Below are 22,963 nucleotides of genomic sequence, written 5' to 3'. Positions count from 1 at the left end.
GAGCGCACCTTTCTGATACGACGACGGCCGGATGAGGGTTCTGGCCACGACTCTATCGCCGGGTGGGCAGGATGAGCAGGGGACCCCACGGATGAGCGCATCGGGCACCTGCGACGATAGGGGGCGTGGCAGGTTCGAACGGCAAGCAGAAGACAGTGCGGGGCACGATCCTCTCCCTGATCGTGATCATGGCGACGGCCGGGGTCGTCTACCTCTTCGTCCCGCACGACGACCACGCTCCGGACATCAAACGGGTCGACTACCGCGTCGAACTGCTCACGGCACGCCGCGCCGCCTCCTACCCGGTGGCCGCGCCGGAGGGCCTGCCCGAGACGTGGAAGGCCACCTCGGTCCGCTACCGGGCCGACCAGGGCGACAGCTGGCACCTGGGCTTCCAGGACCCCGAGGGCCAGTACGTGGCCATCGAGCAGTCCACGCAGAAGCGCAAGGACTTCATCGACGACGCCAGCCAGGGCTCCCGCGCCACCAAGGTCAGCCAGGAGATCGGCGGTCGCACCTGGACCCGGTACACCGGCGGCCGTTACGACGCCCTCGTCTCGGAGGGTGCCAAGGGCGACACGACGGTGGTGGCGGGCACGGCCTCCTTCGCGCAGCTGACGAAGATGGCGCAGGCACTGCGGACGTCCTGAGCGCCCGGCCGGCGCAGACCGTCCCGAACCTGGCGCTCAGGGCCGGTACGGGCCTCGAGCAGGGCCGGTACGGCCCCGAGCGCCGACCGGCCCCGCCTCCGCGGCTCAGTCCCCGCGTCCGCCTCTCACTCCTCGTCCGCGCCTTCGTCGCCGTCCTGCGCGGCCTCCTCGGCCAGGGCCGCGTCCAGCCGGGCGCGGGCGCCCTCCAGCCACCGCCGGCAGACCCTGGCCAGCTCCTCGCCCCGCTCCCACAGGGCGAGGGACTCCTCCAGGCTCGTCCCGCCCGCCTCCAGGCGCCGGACGACCTCGATCAGCTCGTCCCGTGCCTGCTCGTAGCCCGGCGTCTCGTCGGCCGCCGGTGTCCTGCTCGTCATTCGCCCATCCCTGTGTCGACCCGAACCGTGAACTCGCCCTCGGCGACCCGTGCCCGCAGCGTCTCGTCCGCCGTCACCTCGCCTGGGTCGCGGACCACGTGACCGTCGGCCCGTTGCAGCACGGCGTACCCGCGCCGCAGTGTCGCGGCGGGGGAGAGGGCCACCACGCGCGCGTGGGTGTGCCCCAGCTCGGAGTCGGCGCGGTCCAGCAGGTGCCGCAGCGTGCGCCGGCTCCGGTCCAGCAGCGCGGCCACGTGGTCGGCCCGCTCGTCGATCATGCGGTGCGGATCCTCCATGACCGGCCGGGAGAGCGCGTGGGCGAGTCCGCGCTCCTCCCGTTCGACGTGCGCCTGGGCGCACCTGCGCGCGCGGTCGCGCAGCTGCCGTACCCGCTCGGCCTCCTCGCCGACGTCCGGGACGACCTTCTTGGCGGCGTCGGTGGGCGTGGAGGCGCGCAGGTCCGCGACGTAGTCCAGCAGCGGGGTGTCCGGCTCGTGGCCGATCGCGGAGACGACCGGCGTACGGCAGGCGGCGACCGCGCGCACGAGCTGCTCGTCGGAGAACGGCAGCAGGTCCTCCACGCTGCCGCCGCCGCGCGCCACGATGATCACGTCCACGTCGTCGAGCGCGTCCAGCTCCTTGACGGCCTGCACGACCTGCGGGACGGCGTGCACGCCCTGCACGGGCACGTTGCGCACCTCGAAGCGGACGGCGGGCCAGCGGTGCCGGGCGTTCTCCAGGACGTCCCGCTCGGCGGCGGAGGCCCGGCCGCACACCAGTCCGATCAGCTGCGGCAGGAAGGGCAGCGGCTTCTTGCGCCCCGGCGCGAAGAGCCCCTCCGCCGCGAGGTTCTTCTTCAGCTGCTCCAGGCGGGCCAGCAGCTCACCGACGCCCACCGGCCTTATCTCGGCGGCCCGCAGCGACAGCTGCCCGCGCGGGGCGTACCACTCGGGCTTGGCGCGCACGACGACCCGGGCGCCCTCGCCGACCACGTCCGCGACGGCGTCGAACACCTCGCGGTAGCAGGTCACGCCGACGGAGATGTTGTACGACGGGTCGCGCAGCGTCAGGAACACGACGCCGGCGCCCGGCCGCCGCGACAGCTGCGTGATCTGCCCCTCGACCCACACCGCGCCGAGCCGGTCGATCCAGCCGCCGATGAGCCGGGAGACCTCACCGACGGGCAGCGGGGCTTCGGGGGACGTGGAGACAGCCATGCCCGCGAGCGTAACGGTCGCCACCGACAACGCGGGCGCACCCGCGGGCGCCCCCGGGCCGCGGGGCGTCCGCACCCCCGCGCCCACCCTCCCGGCTGCGGGGCCTCCGTGCCCGCCCCTCGGGATCTTCGGCGCGCGGCGGGCGGCCTTACGATGGGGCGCATGACTGCTACGTCTGGCCGCCGTGTCCTGCTCGCCGCCCCCCGGGGCTACTGCGCGGGTGTGGACCGCGCCGTGATCGCCGTCGAGAAAGCCCTGGAGCAGTACGGGGCTCCGGTGTACGTCCGGCACGAGATCGTCCACAACAAGTACGTCGTGCAGACCCTGGAGAAGAAGGGCGCCGTCTTCGTCGAGCGGACGGAGGAGGTGCCGCCGGGCAACATCGTGATGTTCTCGGCGCACGGCGTGGCGCCCGTCGTCCACGAGGAGGCCGCCCGCGGCCGCCTCGCCACCATCGACGCCACCTGCCCCCTGGTGACCAAGGTCCACAAGGAAGCCGTCCGCTTCGCCAACGAGGACTACGACATCCTCCTGATCGGGCACGAGGGCCACGAGGAGGTCATCGGCACCTCCGGCGAGGCCCCCGACCACATCCAGCTCGTCGACGGCCCCGGGGACGCCGCGAACGTCGAGGTGCGCGACCCGTCGCGGGTGGTCTGGCTCTCCCAGACGACCCTGTCGGTCGACGAGACCATGGAGACGGTCGACGCGCTGAAGGAGAAGTTCCCCCAGCTGATCTCGCCGCCCAGCGACGACATCTGCTACGCCACGCAGAACCGCCAGCTCGCCGTCAAGCAGATGGGCGCCGAGGCGGACCTGGTCATCGTCGTCGGCTCCCGCAACTCCTCCAACTCCAAGCGGCTGGTGGAGGTCGCCAAGCTCGCGGGCGCGGACCAGGCGTACCTGGTGGACTTCGCCGACGAGATCGACGAGGCGTGGCTGGACGGCGTGAGCACGGTCGGCGTGACCTCGGGCGCCTCCGTACCGGAGGTCCTGGTCGAGCAGGTGCTCGAATGGCTCGGGCAGCGCGGCTTCGAGGACGTGGAGATCGTCAAGGCGGCCGAGGAGTCCATCACCTTCTCGCTGCCCAAGGAACTGCGCCGCGACCTGCGCGAAGAGGCGGCCGCGCTGACCGCCGAGCGCGGCGGATCGGGTACGTCGGAGGGCTGAGCGGACCCGCCTCCCGCGTGGGGGACGCGGCAGGCGTGACTGTCGGTGGCACGTCGTAACGTGGAGCCATGCAGATCTTCGGTGTGGACATCGGCGGGTCGGGGATCAAGGGCGCCCCGGTGGACCTGGACAAGGGCGACCTGGCCCGGGAGCGCCACAAGGTGCTCACCCCGCACCCGGCGACACCCGACGGCGTGGCCGACGGCGTCCGGGAGGTCGTCGCCCACTTCGGCTGGACCGGACCGGTCGGACTGACCTTCCCCGGCGTCGTCACCGGCGGCGCCACGGTCCGTACGGCGGCCAACGTCGACAAGAGCTGGATCGACACCGACGCGCGCGCGTTGTTCGGCGAGCGGCTGGGCGGGCTGCCGGTGACCGTGGTCAACGACGCGGACGCGGCGGGCGTCGCCGAGATGCACTTCGGCGCCGGCCAGGGCCGCAAGGGCACCGTCGTGCTGCTCACCTTCGGCACCGGCATCGGCAGCGCGGTCTTCGTCGACGGCGTCCTCGTCCCCAACACCGAACTGGGCCACCTGGAGCTGGACGGCCACGAGGCGGAGAAGCGGGCCTCCAGCAAGGCCAAGGACGACCACGACCTCTCCTGGGAGCAGTGGGGCCGCCGCGTCCGCACGTACCTGGCCCACGTCGAGATGCTCTTCTCCCCGGAGCTGTTCATCATCGGCGGCGGCGTCAGCCGCAAGGCCCACAAGTTCCTGCCCTACCTGGAGGGCGTCCGGGCGGAGATCGTCCCCGCGCGGCTCCAGAACAACGCGGGCATCGTGGGCGCGGCGATGCGCGCGGCGGGGAGCGGCGCGTGACCGACCGCAGGTGAGGCGGCCGACCGCCGGGGCCGCGGGGCCTGCGGGGCACCGGCCGGAGCGGCAGGATCAACGGCGACCGCGGACCCCCGACCGCGCCCCCGCACGCCTCGCGGACCGCGCCGCTGCCCGTTCTCCCGCTCTTTGCTCGGCTCGTTCCCCTGCTCGTTCCCCTGCCCGGGCGGGTGCCGACGCGGCGCGTCGCACCAGCGCCGTGACCCCCGCGATCAGCGTCCCGCCGTACAGCCACACCGCCTGGGTGGAGAGGGCGGTCACCAGGCCCATGAGGGTGCCGAGGACGCCCCCGCCGCCGTCGGCCACGGGCAGCAGGCCCACCGCGAAGCCGATGGGCACCGCCACGGGCGCGCTCAGCAGGTCCCCCTTGCGCGTCCACACCGCGGTCAGCGCGCACACCGGCACGAACAGCACCCCGTACACGGTCGGCGAGGCGTCCAGGAGCAGCGCGTCCAGACAGCCGAGCACGAACATCACCGCCCCGCAGAACAGCCCGCCGCCCAGGCCCGTGAGCCGGGGGTTGGGCAGTTGGCGCAGCCGCTGTATGACCAGGGCCGGGGCGGGACCCCGAACGACGGCGGACGAGACGGCGGACGAACGCCACGCCGCCCGCCCCGGACCAGGAGCCGACCTCGGTCCCCGGACCGCCCCCGGTCCCCGGACCGCCCCCGGCTCCCGGACCGCCCCCGGCTCCCGGACCGCCCCCGGCTCCTGAACCGCACTCGCACCCGCACTCGCACCCGCACTCGCACCCGCACCCGCACCCGGGCCCGGGCCCGGGCCCCGACCCGGCCCCCGGCCCACGCGCCCGCCCTGCGCCGACCCCTCGCCCTCCCCCTGCCCTCTCTCCCGGCGCGGGGTGTGCGGGTGCCCCTGCGCGCCCTGCGGGGGCAGCGGCGGCCTGCCGCGTCGCGGTCCGTGCTGCTGAGGTCGCGTCCAGTGTTGCTCCACCGGACCAACCTAGGTCTGTTTATGTGTTGAATAGGCCGTTTGACACGCCGCGTGGTGTGGCGGTCCTGTGGCGGCCGGTCGGTCGGCCAGGCGTTCGACGCGTCGCGAAGACGGGATGCCGCACGCCGTAGACTGGTGGATCGGCCCCCTGGCCCCCAGTCTCCTCACGTACGGGAAGTCGCAACGTGTCGCTCACGATCGGAATCGTCGGTCTGCCGAACGTCGGCAAGTCGACCCTGTTCAACGCCCTGACCAAGAACGACGTGCTCGCGGCCAACTACCCGTTCGCCACGATCGAGCCCAACGTCGGTGTCGTGGGCGTACCGGACGGTCGCCTCGCCCAGCTCGCCTCGATCTTCAAGTCGGAGCGGATCCTCCCGGCCACGGTCGACTTCGTCGACATCGCCGGCATCGTGCGCGGTGCCAGCGAGGGCGAGGGCCTGGGTAACAAGTTCCTCGCGAACATCCGCGAGTCGGACGCGATCTGCCAGGTCATCCGCGCGTTCAAGGACGAGAACGTCGTGCATGTCGACGGCAAGGTCTCGCCCAAGGACGACATCGAGACGATCAACACCGAGCTGATCCTGGCCGACCTGCAGACCATCGAGAAGGTCCTGCCCCGCCTCCAGAAGGAGTCGCGGATCAAGAAGGACATCCAGCCCAAGGTCAAGGCCGTCGAGGAGGCCCAGGCGATCCTGGAGAAGGGCGACACGCTCTTCTCGCAGGGCATCCTCCAGGGCACCGAGCGCGCGGAGCTGCTGCACGACCTCCACCTGCTCACCACCAAGCCCTTCCTCTACGTCTTCAACGTCGACGAGGACGAACTGACCGACGAGGACTTCAAGAACGAGCAGCGTGCCCTGGTCGCCCCCGCCGAGGCGATCTTCCTCAACGCCAAGCTGGAGGCGGACCTCGCCGAGCTGGACGAGGAGGAGGCCCTGGAGCTCCTGGAGTCCGTCGGCCAGCACGAGCCGGGCCTGGCCACCCTCGCCCGCGTCGGCTTCGACACCCTCGGCCTGCAGACCTACCTGACGGCCGGCCCCAAGGAGTCCCGCGCCTGGACCATCAAGAAGGGCGCCACCGCCCCCGAGGCCGCCGGTGTCATCCACACCGACTTCCAGAAGGGCTTCATCAAGGCCGAGGTCATCTCCTTCCACGACCTCGTCGAGGCCGGCTCGGTCGCCGAGGCCCGCTCGAAGGGCCGGGCGCGCATGGAGGGCAAGGACTATGTGATGCAGGACGGGGACGTCGTGGAGTTCCGGTTCAACGTGTAGTCGTGTCGCTACTGCATGTTGGATAGCTGCGTCAGGTGTGCAGGTCAGAAGGGGGCGGACTCTGACGAGTCCGCCCCCTTCTGTGTTCCCGTGCTGACTTTTCAGTTGCCCCGCGACGGTGTGAGCTTGTCGAGGTCCAGGCTGATCTCGAAAGGCACCGGGCGCTGGAGGGTGCCCCGGAAGATGCCGGCGGGCGCGTAGGCGCCGGTCGGTTCGTCGAGCTCGTAGACGTGGACGACAGGCGCGCCATCCTCGTCCTCGATGCACCAGTAGTGCGGGATGCCGGCCTCTGCGTACTTGCGAAGTTTTACTGTGCGATCGCGATGGGCGGATTCGGGGGATACAGCCTCCACGACGAGCTTCACATCCTCCGGGGCGTACCAGGTACGGTCCGGGTCATAGGCCAGATCCGTCAGCAAGAGGTCCGGCTCGGGGCGGTTGCGGGCGTCGAGGCGGATCGTCATCTCCCGCTCGACCTCGAAACCGGCCGGTGCCTGCGCCATGAGTGTGGTGGTCAGGGCGGTGACGAGGCGGCCATGCCAGGACCGCTGGGGCGACATCATGAAGACGAGGGCTCCGTCGATCAACTCGGTGTGGCGGGGCGCCTCGGGGAGGCGGTCGAGATCCTCCGCGAACCAGCCTTCCGCGCGCGGTGGGCGCATCCAGTCGGGCAGTGCGGTCATGAGCCAACCCTAGCGATTGAGGCCGTCAAGAGGGGCGTCGTGCTACTGATAGTCGAGCAGCCGCCAGCCGCGCTCGCCGATGTGGAGGCTGGTGGGGTGGAACTCGGAGTGCATCCAGCCGAACGGTTCCAGCGTCGCTCCGGCCGAGCGGCCCTCGGCGGCCTGGGCGATCTGGTCGAGCGCGTCCTCAATGTCGTCGGCGTCCTGCCACCGGTGGGCCTTGCGCAGCCGTTCGAGGTGCTCCAGCGCCCGGGCCGGCAGCTTGCGCAGCGCTCTCGACCACGTCGCCGTAGCCGACTTCCTCGGGGTGTTGGGACGGCATCGGTCACTTCTCCGGGTAGAGGTCGGTACGGTCGATCCATGTGGGGGCGACGAAGATGTCGTCGCCGGCGGGGGCTTCGGAGGCTTCCAGCAGGGACCAGGTGCGGGACTCTTCGACCAGGTGCTCCCAGGGCGCGGTCAAGTCGAGTTCCCAGGCAAGGCCAGTGCCGGAGATGCCGTACGTGTGGCCGGCGTCCACGCGCCAGAACTGGGAGTAGAGGATCACCTGGGCATGGTCGGCGAGATCGTTGATGATCTCGGTGAAGTGGGTCGAGGGCCAGCCCGGGGCGTCGTCCGCAGTGGCGGCTCGTAGGCGCGCGGTGAGCGCCGGGACGACAGGGGTGCGGACGCCGAGTTCGGTCAGCGCCCAGCGGATGCCGACGGACTCGGTCCCGTCAGGTGGGGTCCCGCGTTCCAGGCAGGCGCCGTAGGAGCGGCGCAGGGGCTCAATGGCGCCGTCGATCTCCAGGCTCGCCAGGGCCATGGCCGCCCATTCGCGGACGGTCGAGTTGTCGCTGTTCAGCAGGCCGATGAGAGCGGGGCCGCAACGAGGATCGCCCACCTCCTCGAAGACCTCGATGGCGGTCAGCTGACCGAAGCCGCCGAGGGAAGGCAGGCCGTTGATGACGGCGGGTATGGCGTCGGCGCCGATCCAGATCAGCTCCGCGCGGGCGTCGTAGGACTCGTCGGCCTTGCCGTCGAGCTGCTGGACGAGTGTCTCGATGTGGGAGGTCATGACGCGGAGTGGTCCCGGCGCCAGAAGGTGGGGAGCCACCAGCAGAGCACCGAGTGGTCGGCGGGCCACGGGGCGCGGTCCTCGGCTGCCCAGACCTCGAAGGAGTCGCGTGTCAGGTCGATGGGGCGCCAGGCGGGGTCGTGCGGCTCGCCCTCGGCAGGCGGGCGGACGAACCGCCGGCCGTGTTCGTCGCAGGCGCCGAAGTCCTGGTAGTTGCGCTGGGCCTCGATCAGGGAGACCTTGTTCGCCCCGCCTGCCATGGTCGGCCAGCGGAATTGGACTCCGTCGTCCTCCCAGAAGCAGATGGGGCAGATCTCATATGAGCCGGGCATCTCGCCCAGCACGCGGTGCCCGCAGCACGGGCAGGGGCAGGAGTCGCTCACCTGCGCAGTCTCGTTGCAGGTCCCGCCCGGGTGCCATGGAATTCTCGGCCTCCGCCTGCCCGGCCAAGTCCGCAGGACACCGGTAGACGGCGTCGGGAGCCAACGCACGCCAACGAGGAAACCCCAGGTCCAGAGCACTGGATGGGGCTCCGTCGCAGGCCAGGATCAGACCACAGACATTCCGCTTCAATGCTTAGCGGGTGATGTAGCGCCACGTCACCGACCTGGCAAGCATGCAGGTCAGGTTGGGTCCGGCTCTTCGGAGTCGGGCCCTTTGCCTTTCCCGTGCCGGGACGTGTACTGCTCGCGTCCGGCTCGTGGGTGTGATCTCCCATTGTCCGCGGCGTGGTGCCCCGCACTGCTTCACTCACCGGCCCCACGAGTGCATCTCCACTTTGTGGTGGGCGCGCAGTCCGGGTTCGGGCCGTAAGGGCGTCGGTCGACGCACGGACCAGCCGCCTGCCGAGGTTCTCGCCGGTGCGCAGGGCGTCGGTGAATGCCGCGAGGGACCGGAATTCCTCGCCGGAACCTCGCTGCTGCCCGATCGGGGGGAGGGGAAGAAGAGAGGGACCCGGTGTACCGCCCGCGTCCCGCGTGCCTCACGCGTCGCCCGTCGCCAGCCGGCAGGCGTCGGCGCAGGCGCGGACCAACGGGTGGTCCGCGTTCTCGCGGCGCCAGGCGAGCGCGTAGCGGCTCGGGCCGATGCCGCGTACGGGGCGGGTGGTCACCCCGCCCAGGGTGACGAGCGGGGCGTTGCCGGTCGCGACCAGGCAGACGCCGAGCCCCGCCACCAGCGCCTCGTACGTCTCCTCGGCGCTCGCCACCTCGGCGCCGATCAGCGGCGGGCGCCCGCCCCGCGCGTCCAGGGCGAGCCAGTAGTCCCGCAGCGGACCGGCGGCCCGCGGCAGCGCCAGGAACGGCAGCGGGGCCAGGTCGGCGAAGTCGACCTCCGCGTGTTCGGCCAGCGGATGCGCCTCGGGCAGCGCGACCAGGCGCGGCTCCTGTGCGACCACCGTCCACCCGTACCGTTCCGGGTCGGGCAGCGGCAGCCATACGAAGGCGACGTCCGTCTCCTTGTCCGCCAGCCCCGCGGTCGGGTCCTCCCAGCTCACCTGTCGCAGCCGCAGCGACGCCTCGGGCCGCGCGGCCGTGAACCGGGAACGGATCGCCGGCAGCAGCCCGCCGCGCCCCGGGCTGGTGCTCATGCCCACCACCAGCGTGCCGCGCAGCGCCGCCCGCGCCGACTCCACGGCGAGGGCGCCCTGTTCCCACACCTCCAGCACCCGCAGGGCGTGCGGCAGCAGCGCCTCACCGGCGTCCGTGAGCGCCACACCCTGCGGCCCGCGTTCGAAGAGCGCGGAGCCCAACTGCCCCTCCAGCGCCCTGATCTGCTTGCTCAGCGCGGGCTGGGAGACGTACAGGCGTTCGGCGGCGCGGGTGAAGTGCAGCTCCTCGGCCGCCGTCGCGAAGTACCTCAGGTCCCTCAGATGCACGTCCGTCGTCATAACCATCGGCTATCACGACAGATCTTGGACGCGCCACCCGTTCCGGGCCGAACCTGGTGACACGACGACGAACCCAGGAGGGGTCATGAACAAGGTGTGGCTGGTGACCGGCGCGAGCAGCGGTTTCGGACGGGCGATCACCGAGGCGGCCGTCGCCGCGGGTGATGTCGTCGTGGGCGCGGCCCGGCGCCCCGAGGCACTGGCCGACCTGGTCGCCGCGCACGCCGACCAGGTGGAGGCGCTGGCGCTGGACGTCGCCGACACCGCTGCCGCCGAGGCCTTCGTACGGGACGTGCTGGCGCGGTACGGACGGATCGACGTGCTGGTCAACAACGCGGGCCGCACCCACGTCGGCGCCCTGGAGGAGACTACCGAGCAGGAGCTGCGCGACCTGTTCGACGTGCACGTGTTCGGCCCCGCCGCGCTCACCCGCGCTGTGCTGCCGCACATGCGCGAGCGGCGCTCGGGCGCGATCGTGCAGATGAGCAGCATGGGCGGGCAGATGTCCTTCGCGGGCTTCGGGGCGTACAGCGGGACGAAGTTCGCCCTGGAGGGCATGTCGGAGGCGCTCGCGGACGAGGTCGCCGAGTACGGCGTCAAGGTGCTGATCGTCGAGCCGGGAGCCTTCCGTACGTCGCTGTTCGGCACGGGCAGGGCCGGACTCAGCGCCGACAGCGGCCTGTACGCCAAGGTGGGCCGGACCCGCGGATCCGTCGCCGGCGGTGACGGCACCCAGCCCGGCGACCCGGCGAAGGCGGCGACGCTGATCCTCGCCGCCCTGGAGGCGGACGACACCCCGCTGCGCCTGCCCCTGGGCGACGACGCGGTCACCGCCGTCCTCGGCCACCTCGACCAGGTCCGCGGCGACGTCACCGCCTGGGAGAAGCGCACGCGCGCCACCACCTTCGACGACTGAGCCCCGGCGGCGCCCCACCCGCCCACGCGCGCCCCACCCGCCCACGCGCGCCCCACCCGCCCACGCGCGCCCCGCCTGCCCGCGCCGCGCCGAGGCCCTGCGCGCCGAGGCCCTGCGCGGCGGTGCGGTCCTGTGTGGCGGTGCGGTCCTGTGTGGCGGTGCGGTCCTGCGCGGCGGTGCGGGGGCTACGGCCGTGCCAGCCCCGACTTCAGACCCGCCCCGCACAACGGCACCACCGCCGACTTGCCGGCGAGCGCGCCCTCCCGTACGGCCGCCCAGCAGGCCACACCCGTCGACTCGACGTACAGGCCCCGGGAGGCGAGGTCCAGTTGCGCGTGCCGGATCTGGTCCTCCGTCACCGTCAGGAACGTCCCGCCCGACCCCCGTACCGCGCGCAGGATCTGGCGGGCGCGGGGCGGGCGCGGGATGGCGATGCCCTCGGCGTAGGTGGGGGCGACGGTGGTGGTGCCGGTGAGTTCCTCCGCGCCCCGCGCCCAGGCGTCGGCCAGCGGGGCAACTGCCGCCGCCTGCACCGCCCACAGCGCCGGACGCCGGTCCAGCAGCCCGGCCCCGTACAGCTCGGCGATCGCCAGCGCCGCGCCGAGCAGCAGCGTGCCGTTGCCCACCGGCAGGACCAGCACGTCGGGCAGGCGGCCGCCCAGGTCCTCCCACAGCTCGTGCACGTAGGTCTTGGTGCCGTGCAGGAAGTACGGGTTGTAGACGTGCGAGGCGTAGAACGTCCCCGGCTCGTCCGCCGCCCGCTGCGCCGCCGCGCCCGCCGCCGCGCGGTCGCCGTCCACGACCTCCAGGCGGGCGCCGTGCGCCTCGATCTGCTCCAGCTTCTTCGCGGACGTGCCCAGCGGGACGTAGACGCTGCAGGGCAGCCGGGCGCGGGCGCAGTACGCGGCGATCGCCGTACCCGCGTTGCCGCTGCTGTCCGCGACCACCCGGCGCGGCCCGATGCGCTGCGCGAGCTGGGCCAGCAGCACCGCGCCCCGGTCCTTGAACGACAGCGTCGGCATCAGGTAGTCCAGCTTCGCCGACACCTCGTCCGTCAGCGTCACCAGCGGGGTGCGCCCCTCGCCCAGGGACACCGAGGGCGGCGCCAGCGGCAGCGTCTCCGCGTACCGCCACAGCGAGTTCACCCGTCCGGCGAGGGACTTCAGGGATGCCGGGGTGGGGGAGAAGTCGAGGTCCAGGGGGCCGTGGCAGGACGGGCAGCACCAGGCGAGCGAGTCACTGGGGACACGGACGCCGTCGGTGGGGCAGTAGCGGTCCGGCAGACTTGTCATGACCGCAGGTTACGGGCCGAAGGGTCCCCGATCCGGGTACGGCGTCGGCTCGGTGACCCACCCGGCGGCGACCCGCCCGGCGCTGATCGCAAGCCCGCTCGACCGCACGCCGCCCGCTCCGCCCGACCCGCCCGCTCTGCCCGATCCGCCGACTCCGCCCGATCCGCCGACTCCGTTTGGCGCGCGGTCGGTCCGCCGAGGGCCCGGACCGTCGCTTCCGTCACCGCAGAGCACCCCGTTGCTTCCGTCACCCGCAGAGCACCCCGTCGCTTCCGTCACGCGCACAGCACTCCGCCCCCGTTCTCTCTGTCACCGCGCGCAAGGCTATGGGCCCGGCCGCCCGCGACACCCCCGCGTTTCGAGCCGGTGCCGGGATCGCGGGCGCGGCAGGCAGCGCGGCCCGGCAGGTGTGAGAACGCCTATAGCGGGGAGAAAGTGCCTGGGTAAAGCCCCCCGACCCCACAAGTCATCACATCGAGTGATTCTCTGGCCTTCACTTGCACGTTACAACCTACGGTTGCCACGCTGTTGCTGTCTGTGCAACCTGATGGGAGTGGCCAGTGACTTTCGGTGAGCAGCCGGCGTATCTGCGGGTCGCGGGCGATCTCCGCCAGAAGATCGCCGACGGGCTGCTGCCCCCGCACACCCGGCTTCCCTCCCAGGCGAGGATCCGCGAGGAGTACGGCGTCTCGGACACGGTCGCCCTGGAGGCGCGCAAGGTGCTGATGGCCGAGGGCCTGGTCGAGGGCCGCTCCGGCTCGGGGACGTATGTGCGGGAGCGGCCCGTGCCGCGTCGCGTCGCCCGCTCCGGCTACCGCCCGGCCGGCGGGGCCACACCCTTCCGGCAGGAGCAGGCCTCCGCCGAGGCGCGCGGCACCTGGGAGTCCAGCAGCGCGCAGGCCGCGGCGAGTCGCGCGATCGCCGACCGGCTCGGCATCAAGCCCGGAGACCGCGTGATGTGCACCAAGTACGTCTTCCGGGACGCGGGCGAGGCGATGATGCTCTCCACCTCCTGGGAACCGCTCGCCCTGACCGGCCGCACCCCCGTGATGCTCCCCGAGGAGGGGCCGCTCGGAGGCATGGGCGTCGTCGAGCGCATGCGCGCCATCGACATCATCGTGGACAACGTCACCGAGGAGGTCGGCGCACGCCCCGGCCTCGCCGAGGAACTGCTCATGCTCGGCGGCGTCCCCGGTCATGTCGTCGTGGTCGTCCACCGGACCTTCTACGCCTCCGGCCGGGCCGTCGAGACGGCGGACGTGGTCATCCCGGCGGACCGCTACCGCGTGGCGTACCACCTTCCCGTGAAGTAGACCGCCGCGCGGACGCGGCCGTGCGGGGGGAGAGGGGGGAGCCGCAGCGCGGTCGCGGTTCATTCATCCGGCGTCGAGCTGGTGGTCGGCCCAGACGTAACTCTCGGGCAGCAGGTCCGTGGTGGGGACGGTGCGGACGCGGTCGCCCTCGCCGACGATGACCTCGAGGGCGGGGAAGTAGTCGAGGAGGACCTGACGGCAACGGCCGCACGGGGGCACGACCCCCCCGGTCGCGGTCGCCCACGGCCACGACGGTCTCCAGCTCGTAGACGCCCTGGGCGGCTGCCGCGCCGATGAGGACCAGTTCGGCGCACGGTCCTCCCGTGAAGTGGTAGGCGTTCACGGCGGTCACGATGCGGCCGTCCCGGGCGCGGGCCGCCGCGGCCATGGTGTGGGCGTCACCCCGGCAGCGGGTGCGCGCGACGTGCGCCGCCGCCTGGACGAGTTCATTGTCGACTGGGTGGGTCTGCGCTGTCGTCTTCACGGCGCCCGAGTGTGCCAGGGTGTCGCAGTCACCGGGGGTGGTGCGCGCCCCCTCGCGGACCGGCCCCGGCCGCTCGCCCGGTCCGCCCGGCGGACAACGCGTTCGATTCCGGCCGTTCTCGCAGGTCGCCCCCGCTCGCCCCGGTCGACGGCGCCGTGCCTGCGACCGCGCGCCCCCCATGTCCGCGAGCGGCGCGTTCGTCCCCGTGCGCCCCCTGCGGATTGGCCGGTTGCATACCTCTTTGTGAAAACCTGTATTCGCTGAGTGAAGGTAGGGCGTAGGCTCGGGCATATGCGAGGTGCGGTTTCCGTGGCAGCCGGGCGCGGCAACCGGGCGCGGCAGGGGACGGGAAGCCGGACGCGGGCGGGAGCGCGGGCGACGCGCGGGGCGGGAAGGAGCAGTGGGGCGGGATGAACGACAGCACGATCACTCTTCCCTGGCTCGTCGTCCGACAGGACGACAACGGCAACCGCTACCGCGTGGGCAGGTACGCCACCCGTGCCGAGGCGGAGAAGATCGCCGACAGCCTCGACGACCGGGGCCACAAACAGCTCTACTGGGTCGAGTGCGTAGGGCAGCCCGGCGGTCCGGCGGGCAGCGGCGGGCCGGACGGCGCCGCCGGCTGACGGTGGCCCGACTTCGGCGCCCCGGCTCGGGTGCTCTGGTCGTGCGGCCCCGACTTCGGCGCCCCGGCTCGGGTGCCACGGTCCGGATACCTCGACGCCGCTGCTCCTCGCTCCGGTGCCCCGGCGCAGGACCGCGCCCCGCTCCCGTAGGCTCCGGGCATGACCGAACGGATCGTGGTGGTGGGTGCCGCCCTGCTCGACGGCGGCCGTCTGCTGGCCGCGCGCCGTAGTGCGCCCCCGGAACTGGCCGGCCGCTGGGAACTGCCCGGCGGAAAGGTCGAGCCGGGTGAGCTGCCGGAGGCGGCCCTCGTCCGCGAACTGCGTGAGGAACTGGGCGTGGACGCCGAGACCGTGACGCCGGTGCCGGGCGCCTGGCCGCTGAGGCCGCCGTACGAACTCCGGGTGTGGACGGCCCGCCTGCGCCCCGGCTCCGCCGCCCCCCGGCCCCTCGAGGACCACGACGAACTCCGCTGGCTGACCCAGTCCGAGATCTGGACCGTACCGTGGCTGGACCAGGACGTTCCCGCCGTGCGCGCCGCCCTCACCCACCTGGCCCCCGCCGGACCCGCGGCCCCCGCGGGCAGCCCGCCCGCCGCCCCCACGGGTAGCCCGGCGGGCGCGCTCGACAACGCCGACAGCGGGCGGCAGAGCGCCGAATACGCCGACGGCCCCGGCGGAACCGCGGCCGACCGGAGCGCGTAGGCCTTCCGCCGGGCGCCCGCCCGGGTACCGCTTCCGGAAGGGCGGTAAGGGCCATCGGATACCGGGTATGTCCCCCATAACCCCAAAACCCATGAAACCGGACATGGGCGGCTCGCTGGCCCGGGAAGTGATCGGCGTGATCGACACCGAAGGCGACTGCGCCGAGTGGACCTTCTCCGCCGACCCCGGCGCGGTGCGCACCGCCCGGTCCGCCGTCCGCGGCCAGTTGCGCACCTGGGAGCTGGACAGCGTCGGCGACACCGCGGCCCTGCTGGTGAGCGAGCTGGTCACCAACTCGCTGCGGCACGCCCACGGCCCCATCGGTCTCAGGCTGGTGCGCCCCGTCGGTCTGCCGCGCGTGCTGCTGGTGGAGGTCTCCGACCCGCTGCCCGACCCGCCCCGCGAACGGCCGGCCCGCCCCGACGACGAGAGCGGACGCGGTCTGCAACTGGTCGCCGCCGCCTCGCGCCGCTGGGGCACCCGGCCGGACGAGACCGGCAAGACGGTGTGGTTCGAACTGGCGGTGCCGGCCAACGGCCGCGGGGCGCAGGTGTCCGACGGCTCCCCGGGCGACCGGAACGGACCGGTGCCGGTCGCCCGTGACGAAGGGTGACGACGAGTGCGGAGCAGGTCACTCGCCACCCCCGCCGGCGGCACTCGCTCGCGGCGGTTGTCCGCAGTGGGGTTCGACGGGGTGTTGCCTGGTTAGAAGACAGGTTGTGTTGTCACAGGACGAACCGGGGCGGACCAAAATGCATCGGGATGGTCCTGTGATCGTGAACACCGTGTTGCGCGGCGCCGTAGTGCTGGATACTGCGGGCAGCCGCCCCCGGTGACCGGTACCGGACGCGGTGAGCTGGAGGGGACGGTTCGCGTGAGCGAGATACCAGCGAAGGCCACGGAGTCCGAGGACCCGTCGGACGGCGCGAGGACGGGGTCCGCGGGTGGCGAGGCCGCCGGCGGGCCCGCAGGGGTCGAGGGGCAGCCGCCCGTGGACGCGATGTGGCAGAGCAGTCCGCCCGGCTCCATCTACGACTACATCAAGGTCGCGTCCTTCTCCATCGGCCCCGACGGGCACGTCGACCAGTGGAGCCTGCGGGCCGAGCAGTTGTTCGGGATTCCGGCCGAGCGTGCCGTCGGCATGGACCCCATCGAGGCGTTCATCGACTCCGACCTGCGCGAGCAGGGCCAGCGCAAGATGGCCGAGATACTCGACGGACGCGAGTGGACCGGCGTCGTACCGTTCCGCCTCCCCGACCCGGAGGACGACGACGGACGGACCCGCGCGGAGAACGGCCGCACGGGACAGCGCGGGGCGAACCGTTCGGGTGGCCCAGGCGGCCGAGGCCGCGCAGGAGGCGGCACCCGCGGCCTCGCCGAGGTGTACGTCATGCCCACCCGCACCGCCGAGGGCGACAAGGCCGCCGTCTGCATCGTCGTCGACGTCCGCACCCTGCGCAGCATCGAGACCGACCTCGCCGCCTCGCAGGCGATCTTCGGTCAATCCCCGTTCGGTTTCCTGCTGCTCGACCCCGACCTGCGGATCCGCCGCGCCAACCAGCGGTTCGCCTCGATCTTCGGCGGCACCCCCGACGACCACCGCGGCAAGGGCGTCCACGACTACCTGCCCCGGGCCGAGGCCGACCGGCTCTCGGCCACCCTGCGCCGGGTCCTGGAGGACGGCGAGTCCATCACGGACATGCACGTCACCGGCTTCGTACCGGGCTCCGACGAACGCCGCCACTGGTCCGTCAACCTCTACCGCGTGCACAGCGGCAGCGGACGCCCCATCGGCATCGCCTGGCTCGGCACCGACATCACCGCGCGCCGGGCCGCCGCCCGCGAAGCCGCCGCCGCACGGCGCAATCTCGCCCTCCTCAACGACGCCGGCGCCCGCATCGGCAACTCCCTCGACCTGGAGACCACCGCCCGCGAACTCCTCGACGTCGTCGTCCCCGGCTTCTGCGACCTCGCCACCGTCGACCTCTACCAGGGGCTGCTCGCCGGCGACGAGACCCCGCCCGGCCTCGCGGACGGCAGCGCCGAACTGCGCCGCGTCGCCTTCGCCAGCGCGGTCTCCGGCGCCCCCCTGTCCGCCACCGGCGCACCCGTCGAACTGGGCGCGGTCCACCACTACGCCTTCAACTCGCGCTGTGCGGACGCCCTGCGCACAGCCCGTCCGCAGATCGTGCCCGGCGAGGACGGCGGCCTGGTGCACTCCACGCTGGCCGTGCCGATGGTCGCCCACGACACCGTCGTAGGACTGGCGCAGTTCTCCCGGACCAAGGGCAGCGAGCCGTTCGGGGACCGTGACCGCGACCTCGCCGTGGAACTCGCCGCACGAGCCGCCGTCTGCATCGACAACGCCCGCCTCTACCGCCGCGAACACGAGCGCGCGCTGATCCTCCAGCGCTCCCTCCTGCCGCCCGGCGATCCGGAGGCGTCCGGCCTGGACATCGCCTGCCGCTACCTGCCCGGAAGCGCGGCCACCGGCAGGCCCAGCGAGGTCGGCGGCGACTGGTTCGACGTCATCGAACTCCCCGGCCACCGCACCGCGCTGGTCGTCGGCGACGTGATGGGCCGCGGGCTGCGCGCCGCCGTCGCGATGGGCGAACTGCGCACCGCCGTACGCACGCTGGCCCTGCTCGACCTCGAACCGGCCGAAGTCCTCTCCCAGCTCGACGAGATCGCCCGCGGCCTCGGCGCACCCGGAGGCGTCCAGCAGGCCACCCGCGCGGCCCGCAGGCCACGGGAGGCGGACCTGTCGGAGGTCTATCTCGCCACGTGCGTCTACGCCGTCTACGACTCCGTGACCCGCCGCTGCACCTTCGCCAACGCGGGCCACCTGCCCCCCGTCCTCGTCGAACCGGGTGAACAGGCCCTCATGCTGGACGTCCCGCCCGGCCTGCCGCTCGGGGTGGGCGGCGAGCCGTTCGAGGAGGTGACGGTCGAACTCCCCGAGGGCGCCCTGCTGGCGCTGTACACCGACGGCCTGGTCGAGTCCCGCGACCACCCGCTGGACGAGGGGCTCCAGGCCTTCGTCGGCGCGCTCACCGACCCGAACCTCCCCCTGGAGGACGTCTGCGACCACGTCCTCAACACCCTCGGCAGTCACCACGGCGAGGACGACATCGCCCTGCTGATGGCCCGCGTCCAGGGCCTGCCCGCCGAGTCGGTCGGCGACTGGACCCTGCCCCGCGAGCCGCGCAGCGTCGGCCGCGCCCGCGAGTACGCCCGCGGGCAGCTCCTCGCCTGGGACCTGGAAGCGCTGGTGGACACCACCGAACTCCTGGTCAGCGAACTGGTCACCAACGCCCTGCGCTACGGCGAGGGCGAGATCAGGCTGCGCCTGCTCCTGGACCGCACCCTGGTGTGCGAGGTCTGGGACTCCGGCCTGGTCCAGCCCCGCCGCCGCCGCGCCCGCGACACCGACGAGGGCGGCCGTGGCCTCCAGCTCGTCGGCCTCCTCAGCGCCGCCTGGGGCTCCCGCCGCACCCCCCGCGGCAAGACGGTCTGGTTCGAACTCCCCCTCCCCGGCGGCGACAACCCCCTCACAGACCCGGCGGAGGCGCTGCTCAGCCTGTTCTGACGTCCGGGTAGTCGTTCTTGAGGGCTTGGACGAAGGCGGCGAAGGCTCCGGCCGGGAAGGTGAGGGTGGCTCGGGCCGGGGTTTTGGAGTCGCGGACGGCGATGTGGGCGGGGCGGTGGGCGACCTCCACGCAGGCGTTGCCGTCGCCGCTGCCGGAGTAGGAGGATTTCCGCCAGTTCTCGGGAGTGGTCACCTGACTCCTCACAGATCCTTCGCCAGCCCGTGGACGAGATCACGCGACCGCTCGGGGTCGAGTGAAACGGCCTCCACTCTACGGAAGAGCGTGCGGAACACGCCCAACTGGGCCTCGGAGTCGATGAACAGTGAGCCGTGCGGGCCGTCCCGTACCACGGTGTCCAGCCGTGGCACCGCGCCGCCTGCGTACGCCATGACGGCGGTGACGTCGGCGAAGTCGTCCAGTTCGAAGGGGATCACCCGCACGGTGACGTGGTCCGCTTCCGAGAGCTCCAGGACGCGGGCGAGCTGAGTCCGCGATGTGGACCGACCGCCGACCTTGATGCGCAGCGCCGCTTCGTGGACCAGCACGTCGTACGGAATGGGCGACGGCTCCTCGATGATGACGCGTCGACGCATCCGGTGCTCCACACGCATCTCGACTTCTGCCTCCGGCGGTTGTGGGACCCGGCAGGAGAAGAGCGCACGCGCGTAATCCTCCGTCTGGAGAAGCCCGGGCACGTGCAGGAAGTCCACATCCCACCGGTAGGTGGCGTGATGCTCCAGCTCGGACAGGTCCAGGAAAGAAGTGGGCAGGCGCCCTCGGTACTCCTCCCACCAGCCCCGTGTCCGGTCGGTCGCGAAGGCGGCCAGCGCGTCGACGAGGGCAGCGTCGGTACACGCGTAGTGGGCGGCGAGGCGGCGCAGCCGCTCTTCGCTCACGCCGGTCGTGCCGGCCTCGATCTGGCTGATCTGAACGGAGTTCACGCCGAGCATCTCCGCGGCCTCACGGGAACTGAGGCCTGCCGCGTCCCGGAGCCTTCGCAGCTCCGTCGCCAGACGCAGCTGCCGCGCCGTCGGTTCGCGCCTGGTGCCCATCGACTTGCTCCTTGCTCAACGTGCCGGGAAACGCGACTCCTTCGGGTGTCAGATTACGCGGTCGGCTTGCAGCAGGTTAAAACTAACCTCTACGTTCAGTGATGCGACGCACACGCTGCGGAACCCCGGGGTGCCGGAAGCGCACCGCTCCGTCCTGCCACGACGGCTGCGGCAGGCCACCGCCCGCCGACCGCACTCACCCCTCACGACGACTGGAGTCGCCCATGCCCGAAACCGGCACCGAGCCCCCCGCCGCCACCTCGTGGGAGTACTGCCTCTACATCCCCAACGATCTGCGCGCCGTCACGATCAGCCGCCGCACCCTGCGCCTGATCCTCACCCTGCACGGCCTGATCCGACTCGTCGACGTCGCCGAACTCCTCGCCGCCGAGCTGGTGTCCAACGCCGTACGGCACACGAAGGGGCCCGCCGCGCTGCGTGTGCGGTGGTCGGCGGGCGTGCTGCGGATCGGCGCGTGGGACGCCGACCCCGCCCCGCCGGAGCCGCCCGTACCGGGGGAGCGGACGACCGAGTTGGAGGAAGGGCGCGGCCTTGCGCTGGTGAAGGCCTGCGCCGACCTGTGGGGCTGGCAGCCCCTGTCCAGGGAGGGGAACCGCGGGAAGGTGGTCTGGTGCGAGTTGGATGCGGGGTAGACGCCTTGCTCATGTAGGAAACTCGGCGCTGCACTGTGCCCTCGATGGCGTCGGCGGCGGACAGGGTGCAATGAAGCCCCTTATGTGGCTCAGGCCGCGCGGTCCGCGGATCCACGGCGCACCGGGCGTGCAGGTGTGAGGAGGGTGGTGTTCAGTGTGAAGTCGACCGAGAACTTTCCCTGTGGCCCGGGACGGTGGTGGTCACGGAGTGCCTTCGTCGCCCATGAGTTCTTCCAGGGAAACGTCTCCGAGGGATTCCTCATTCAGTGCCGGTACGCGGTGCAGGACGGCCTCCGCGTTCGCGATCATTCGGGCGATCTCGATCGGCGGATGCTGGAATTCCTCCATCACCACGTCGTACGGCTCGACACGGTGCGTTTCCCCGTCCAGTCCCGTCGCCTTCACCACATATCGATAGCCGGCCGGTGAGGCCGGGTCATCCGCCTTCTCCCAGAGTGCACCGTCTCGACGCACAAGGAGATCACCGAGGTAGGACGTCAGGTCGGTGTGGAGGGTGATCCAGTCCGACTGCTCGAACTCGTTCAGCGGCAGCCGGTCCACGTAGTTCTGCAGGGCGGGCAGGAGGGTCAACGGGTCATCGGCGTACAGCTCCGGTGAAACACCCAGGGCGGAAGCCAGGCCTGCAGCGTTGCGGTGGGCGCCTTCCGTCCAGTCCCGCACCTCGGCAGTAAGTCCGTCCGGTGTCCTGTTCTGCATCCTGCACAGCCTCCCACTTGCCTCGGGGCGATTCTACTTGTATTTGAGGAGAAGATCGTGACTAGCTCTTTTTCGGTGCTGGACCATATTCGAGGAAGATGATTCTCGCCTTGGTGAGGTATTCACGCAGCGCGGCGGAGGGTCCGGCGTGCGTGAATGACCAGCGAGGATCGAAGTTGGGGTCCAACCGTCTCAACGCGACATCTTTGTGGATTTGCTCTTTGATGTGCTTGCTGAGTGGAACCTCGTTCTTGATCGTCTGTTTTATCCCGTCCTGCATGGTGATGGTCCGGTACTGCCCGTACGTCTTCACCTCTACTGCCACCGTACGCCCATCGGGAAGGTCGACAGGGACGTCGACCTTGCGACCGCCGGTGGCGGTGACCGGGTAACGGGGGTCGCTGTTCGTTGGCACGGGATAGTGACGCTCTGCGCCACCACCCCACATCTGACGGTGGAACTCCTCGCCCCGCTGCCAACGAGTTGCGACGTCACGGCTGTTGCGTACGTCCCTGAGGGTGAGCGGGCCGTCGGCGGGCAGCAGAGCAGGCCTTGAGTAGTCGGGCTCCTGTCCGGCATACGGATCGTCGCCGCTCTGCCCATGCCCGGCGTCCGCATGGTCGTCCAGGTTGTCGTCGAAGACATCGCCCAGGTCGTCCGCCGGGTCGCCTCCAGAGAGGTCGTCCACGGCCTCCGGATCTTCCGGATGCCCGGTGCCGCCCTCCGAGCCGGTGTGTCCGGTGTGGGCACCCGGCAGGTCTCGGCCCGCAGGGGAACCGCCACCGGCGCCGAGAATCTCCGCTCGGGCACTCGTCCCGAGATCGTCGGCCCGGCCGGGCAGGTGAGTTCCCGGAGTGCTGCCAGGCCCGTGGTCGCCCGTGGCCGACGGGGAGCCCGAGTGTGTCCCGCCCGTGGTGGGCGTGTCGCCGTGGCCGGTGTCGAGGGGGTTGTTCAGTTCGTTCGTGGGCAGGTGGTTGCCCGCAGTTCCTCCCGGGACGTGGTCGCCCAAGCCACCCCCGGCCGGGTGTTCGCCGCCCGCGTGGACGGTGGGTGTCGTGTGGGTGTTGTCGCCGATGCGGCCGGTGTCGCCGAGGTCGGTGTCGAGGCTGTGGCCCAGGCGGATGTGTTCACCGGCGTGGCCTGCGGTGTCGGCGGCCGTGTGGGCGCCTGCGCCGACAAGGGCGGGTTCCTTGACCGGGGTCGGGGTGTGGGGCAGGTCAGCTCCTGCTGGGGGAGGCTTCTGCAACTCGTCGGCGTGGATGAGGATGTTTCCGTTGCCGTCGACGATGTGGCCGTCCGGGTGCCCGTACACCTGCCCGGTGCCCTCGGGGGTGTGCAGGGGGTGTGCGCCCTCGTGGACGACCGGGACGTCGTCGGGGAGTTTGAAGTTGCCGTCCGGCAGCTTCGTCGCCCCTTCCGGGACCGACGCGCCCTCGGGGAGGTGGAAGGAGCCGTCGGGGAGTTTCACCGAGCCCTTGGGCAGGGTGATCGCGTTCTCCGGGAGTTCCGGGATGTCGATCT

General features: G+C 71.9%; 22 protein-coding genes and 3 pseudogenes. 11 read left to right on the top strand and 14 right to left on the bottom strand.

The window, feature by feature from the left end:
* Positions 1 to 125 precede the first annotated feature (125 nt).
* Positions 126 to 650, top strand: a complete 525-nt coding sequence (locus AB0G56_RS31410; RefSeq protein WP_360975980.1) for a DUF4245 domain-containing protein — start codon at positions 126 to 128, stop codon at positions 648 to 650.
* A gap of 125 nt (positions 651 to 775) precedes the next feature.
* Here the strand turns inward: AB0G56_RS31410 and AB0G56_RS31405 are convergent, their stop codons facing one another.
* Together AB0G56_RS31405 and xseA are read right to left on the bottom strand one after the other, a co-directional pair.
* Positions 776 to 1,024, bottom strand: coding sequence for an exodeoxyribonuclease VII small subunit (locus AB0G56_RS31405; protein WP_360975977.1), 249 nt, complete (start codon positions 1,022 to 1,024; stop codon positions 776 to 778).
* On the bottom strand, positions 1,021 to 2,241 hold the full coding sequence (gene xseA / locus AB0G56_RS31400; RefSeq protein WP_360975974.1) for an exodeoxyribonuclease VII large subunit: 1,221 nt from the start codon (positions 2,239 to 2,241) through the stop codon (positions 1,021 to 1,023). Before xseA ends, AB0G56_RS31405 begins: the two co-directional genes overlap by 4 nt.
* A 153-nt stretch (positions 2,242 to 2,394) precedes the next feature.
* On the opposite strand from xseA, the gene AB0G56_RS31395 reads away from it, so the two are divergent.
* Both AB0G56_RS31395 and ppgK read left to right on the top strand, forming a co-directional pair.
* A complete protein-coding gene (locus AB0G56_RS31395) occupies positions 2,395 to 3,411 on the top strand; it encodes a 4-hydroxy-3-methylbut-2-enyl diphosphate reductase (RefSeq protein WP_360975971.1) in 1,017 nt (338 codons plus the stop codon).
* 68 nt (positions 3,412 to 3,479) lie between these two features.
* Positions 3,480 to 4,229 carry a polyphosphate--glucose phosphotransferase gene (ppgK, locus tag AB0G56_RS31390; protein WP_360975968.1) on the top strand — a complete coding sequence of 250 codons (750 nt, stop codon included), beginning with the start codon at positions 3,480 to 3,482 and terminating at the stop codon, positions 4,227 to 4,229.
* A gap of 69 nt (positions 4,230 to 4,298) precedes the next feature.
* Here ppgK and AB0G56_RS31385 read toward each other — a convergent pair whose 3' ends face one another.
* The gene (locus AB0G56_RS31385; RefSeq protein WP_360976197.1) at positions 4,299 to 4,748 is read right to left on the bottom strand and encodes a DUF6542 domain-containing protein; all 450 of its coding nucleotides are present in this window, start codon (positions 4,746 to 4,748) and stop codon (positions 4,299 to 4,301) included.
* Between the two features lie 632 nt (positions 4,749 to 5,380).
* On the opposite strand from AB0G56_RS31385, the gene ychF reads away from it, so the two are divergent.
* The gene (gene ychF / locus AB0G56_RS31380) at positions 5,381 to 6,469 is read left to right on the top strand and encodes a redox-regulated ATPase YchF (protein WP_360975965.1); all 1,089 of its coding nucleotides are present in this window, start codon (positions 5,381 to 5,383) and stop codon (positions 6,467 to 6,469) included.
* A 101-nt stretch (positions 6,470 to 6,570) separates the two neighbouring features.
* Here ychF and AB0G56_RS31375 read toward each other — a convergent pair whose 3' ends face one another.
* From AB0G56_RS31375 to AB0G56_RS31355, 5 genes and pseudogenes are all read right to left on the bottom strand, one after another.
* Positions 6,571 to 7,152, bottom strand: a complete 582-nt coding sequence (locus AB0G56_RS31375) for a Uma2 family endonuclease (RefSeq protein WP_360975962.1) — start codon at positions 7,150 to 7,152, stop codon at positions 6,571 to 6,573.
* A gap of 48 nt (positions 7,153 to 7,200) precedes the next feature.
* Positions 7,201 to 7,422: pseudogene (locus AB0G56_RS31370) on the bottom strand (aminoglycoside phosphotransferase family protein); the annotation flags it as partial.
* A 55-nt stretch (positions 7,423 to 7,477) separates the two neighbouring features.
* Positions 7,478 to 8,209, bottom strand: a complete 732-nt coding sequence (locus AB0G56_RS31365) for a HEAT repeat domain-containing protein (RefSeq protein ID WP_360975959.1) — start codon at positions 8,207 to 8,209, stop codon at positions 7,478 to 7,480.
* Complete coding sequence (locus AB0G56_RS31360; RefSeq protein ID WP_360975956.1) at positions 8,206 to 8,592, bottom strand: CPCC family cysteine-rich protein; 387 nt, start codon at positions 8,590 to 8,592, stop codon at positions 8,206 to 8,208. Before AB0G56_RS31360 ends, AB0G56_RS31365 begins: the two co-directional genes overlap by 4 nt.
* A gap of 599 nt (positions 8,593 to 9,191) precedes the next feature.
* A complete protein-coding gene (locus tag AB0G56_RS31355) occupies positions 9,192 to 10,103 on the bottom strand; it encodes a LysR family transcriptional regulator (protein WP_360975953.1) in 912 nt (303 codons plus the stop codon).
* 79 nt (positions 10,104 to 10,182) lie between these two features.
* Here AB0G56_RS31355 and AB0G56_RS31350 point away from each other — a divergent pair, with 79 nt between their 5' ends.
* Positions 10,183 to 11,013: an oxidoreductase gene (locus tag AB0G56_RS31350; RefSeq protein WP_360975950.1), complete on the top strand. Its 831-nt coding sequence runs from the start codon at positions 10,183 to 10,185 to the stop codon at positions 11,011 to 11,013.
* A 185-nt stretch (positions 11,014 to 11,198) separates the two neighbouring features.
* On the opposite strand, the gene AB0G56_RS31345 is transcribed toward AB0G56_RS31350, so the two are convergent.
* Positions 11,199 to 12,305: a pyridoxal-phosphate dependent enzyme gene (locus AB0G56_RS31345; protein ID WP_360975947.1), complete on the bottom strand. Its 1,107-nt coding sequence runs from the start codon at positions 12,303 to 12,305 to the stop codon at positions 11,199 to 11,201.
* 560 nt (positions 12,306 to 12,865) lie between these two features.
* Between AB0G56_RS31345 and AB0G56_RS31340 the strand changes: the two genes are divergently transcribed.
* Positions 12,866 to 13,618, top strand: a complete 753-nt coding sequence (locus tag AB0G56_RS31340; RefSeq protein WP_360975944.1) for a GntR family transcriptional regulator — start codon at positions 12,866 to 12,868, stop codon at positions 13,616 to 13,618.
* Between the two features lie 63 nt (positions 13,619 to 13,681).
* Here AB0G56_RS31340 and AB0G56_RS31335 read toward each other — a convergent pair.
* Positions 13,682 to 14,102, bottom strand: a pseudogene (locus AB0G56_RS31335) (cytidine deaminase).
* A 410-nt stretch (positions 14,103 to 14,512) separates the two neighbouring features.
* On the opposite strand from AB0G56_RS31335, the gene AB0G56_RS31330 reads away from it, so the two are divergent.
* The 4 genes from AB0G56_RS31330 to AB0G56_RS31315 all read left to right on the top strand — a co-directional run bounded on the left by AB0G56_RS31330 (position 14,513) and on the right by AB0G56_RS31315 (position 19,019).
* Positions 14,513 to 14,728, top strand: a complete 216-nt coding sequence (locus AB0G56_RS31330) for an SPOR domain-containing protein (RefSeq protein WP_360975941.1) — start codon at positions 14,513 to 14,515, stop codon at positions 14,726 to 14,728.
* Between the two features lie 159 nt (positions 14,729 to 14,887).
* A complete protein-coding gene (locus AB0G56_RS31325) occupies positions 14,888 to 15,430 on the top strand; it encodes a (deoxy)nucleoside triphosphate pyrophosphohydrolase (protein ID WP_360975938.1) in 543 nt (180 codons plus the stop codon).
* A 91-nt stretch (positions 15,431 to 15,521) separates the two neighbouring features.
* On the top strand, positions 15,522 to 16,043 hold the full coding sequence (locus AB0G56_RS31320) for an ATP-binding protein (protein WP_360975935.1): 522 nt from the start codon (positions 15,522 to 15,524) through the stop codon (positions 16,041 to 16,043).
* Positions 16,044 to 16,304: 261 nt separating this feature from the next.
* Positions 16,305 to 19,019 carry a SpoIIE family protein phosphatase gene (locus tag AB0G56_RS31315; protein WP_360975932.1) on the top strand — a complete coding sequence of 905 codons (2,715 nt, stop codon included), beginning with the start codon at positions 16,305 to 16,307 and terminating at the stop codon, positions 19,017 to 19,019.
* Here AB0G56_RS31315 and AB0G56_RS31310 read toward each other — a convergent pair.
* Positions 19,006 to 19,212, bottom strand: coding sequence for a DUF397 domain-containing protein (locus tag AB0G56_RS31310; RefSeq protein WP_360975929.1), 207 nt, complete (start codon positions 19,210 to 19,212; stop codon positions 19,006 to 19,008). The genes AB0G56_RS31315 and AB0G56_RS31310 overlap by 14 nt on opposite strands.
* Positions 19,213 to 19,220: 8 nt before the next feature.
* Complete coding sequence (locus AB0G56_RS31305; RefSeq protein WP_360975926.1) at positions 19,221 to 20,072, bottom strand: helix-turn-helix transcriptional regulator; 852 nt, start codon at positions 20,070 to 20,072, stop codon at positions 19,221 to 19,223.
* 224 nt (positions 20,073 to 20,296) lie between these two features.
* Between AB0G56_RS31305 and AB0G56_RS31300 the strand changes: the two genes are divergently transcribed.
* Positions 20,297 to 20,725 carry an ATP-binding protein gene (locus AB0G56_RS31300; protein ID WP_360975923.1) on the top strand — a complete coding sequence of 143 codons (429 nt, stop codon included), beginning with the start codon at positions 20,297 to 20,299 and terminating at the stop codon, positions 20,723 to 20,725.
* Positions 20,726 to 20,926: 201 nt separating this feature from the next.
* Here AB0G56_RS31300 and AB0G56_RS31295 read toward each other — a convergent pair whose 3' ends face one another.
* Complete coding sequence (locus tag AB0G56_RS31295; protein ID WP_360975920.1) at positions 20,927 to 21,442, bottom strand: hypothetical protein; 516 nt, start codon at positions 21,440 to 21,442, stop codon at positions 20,927 to 20,929.
* Positions 21,443 to 21,503: 61 nt separating this feature from the next.
* Positions 21,504 to 22,963 (bottom strand): annotated as a pseudogene (locus tag AB0G56_RS31290) (hypothetical protein); the annotation flags it as partial.

Source organism: Streptomyces sp. NPDC021356, from assembly GCF_040641015.1.
GTDB lineage: Bacteria > Actinomycetota > Actinomycetes > Streptomycetales > Streptomycetaceae > Streptomyces.
Note: the sequence above shows the minus strand (reverse complement) of the source record. Positions and strands in the feature narration are given on the sequence as shown.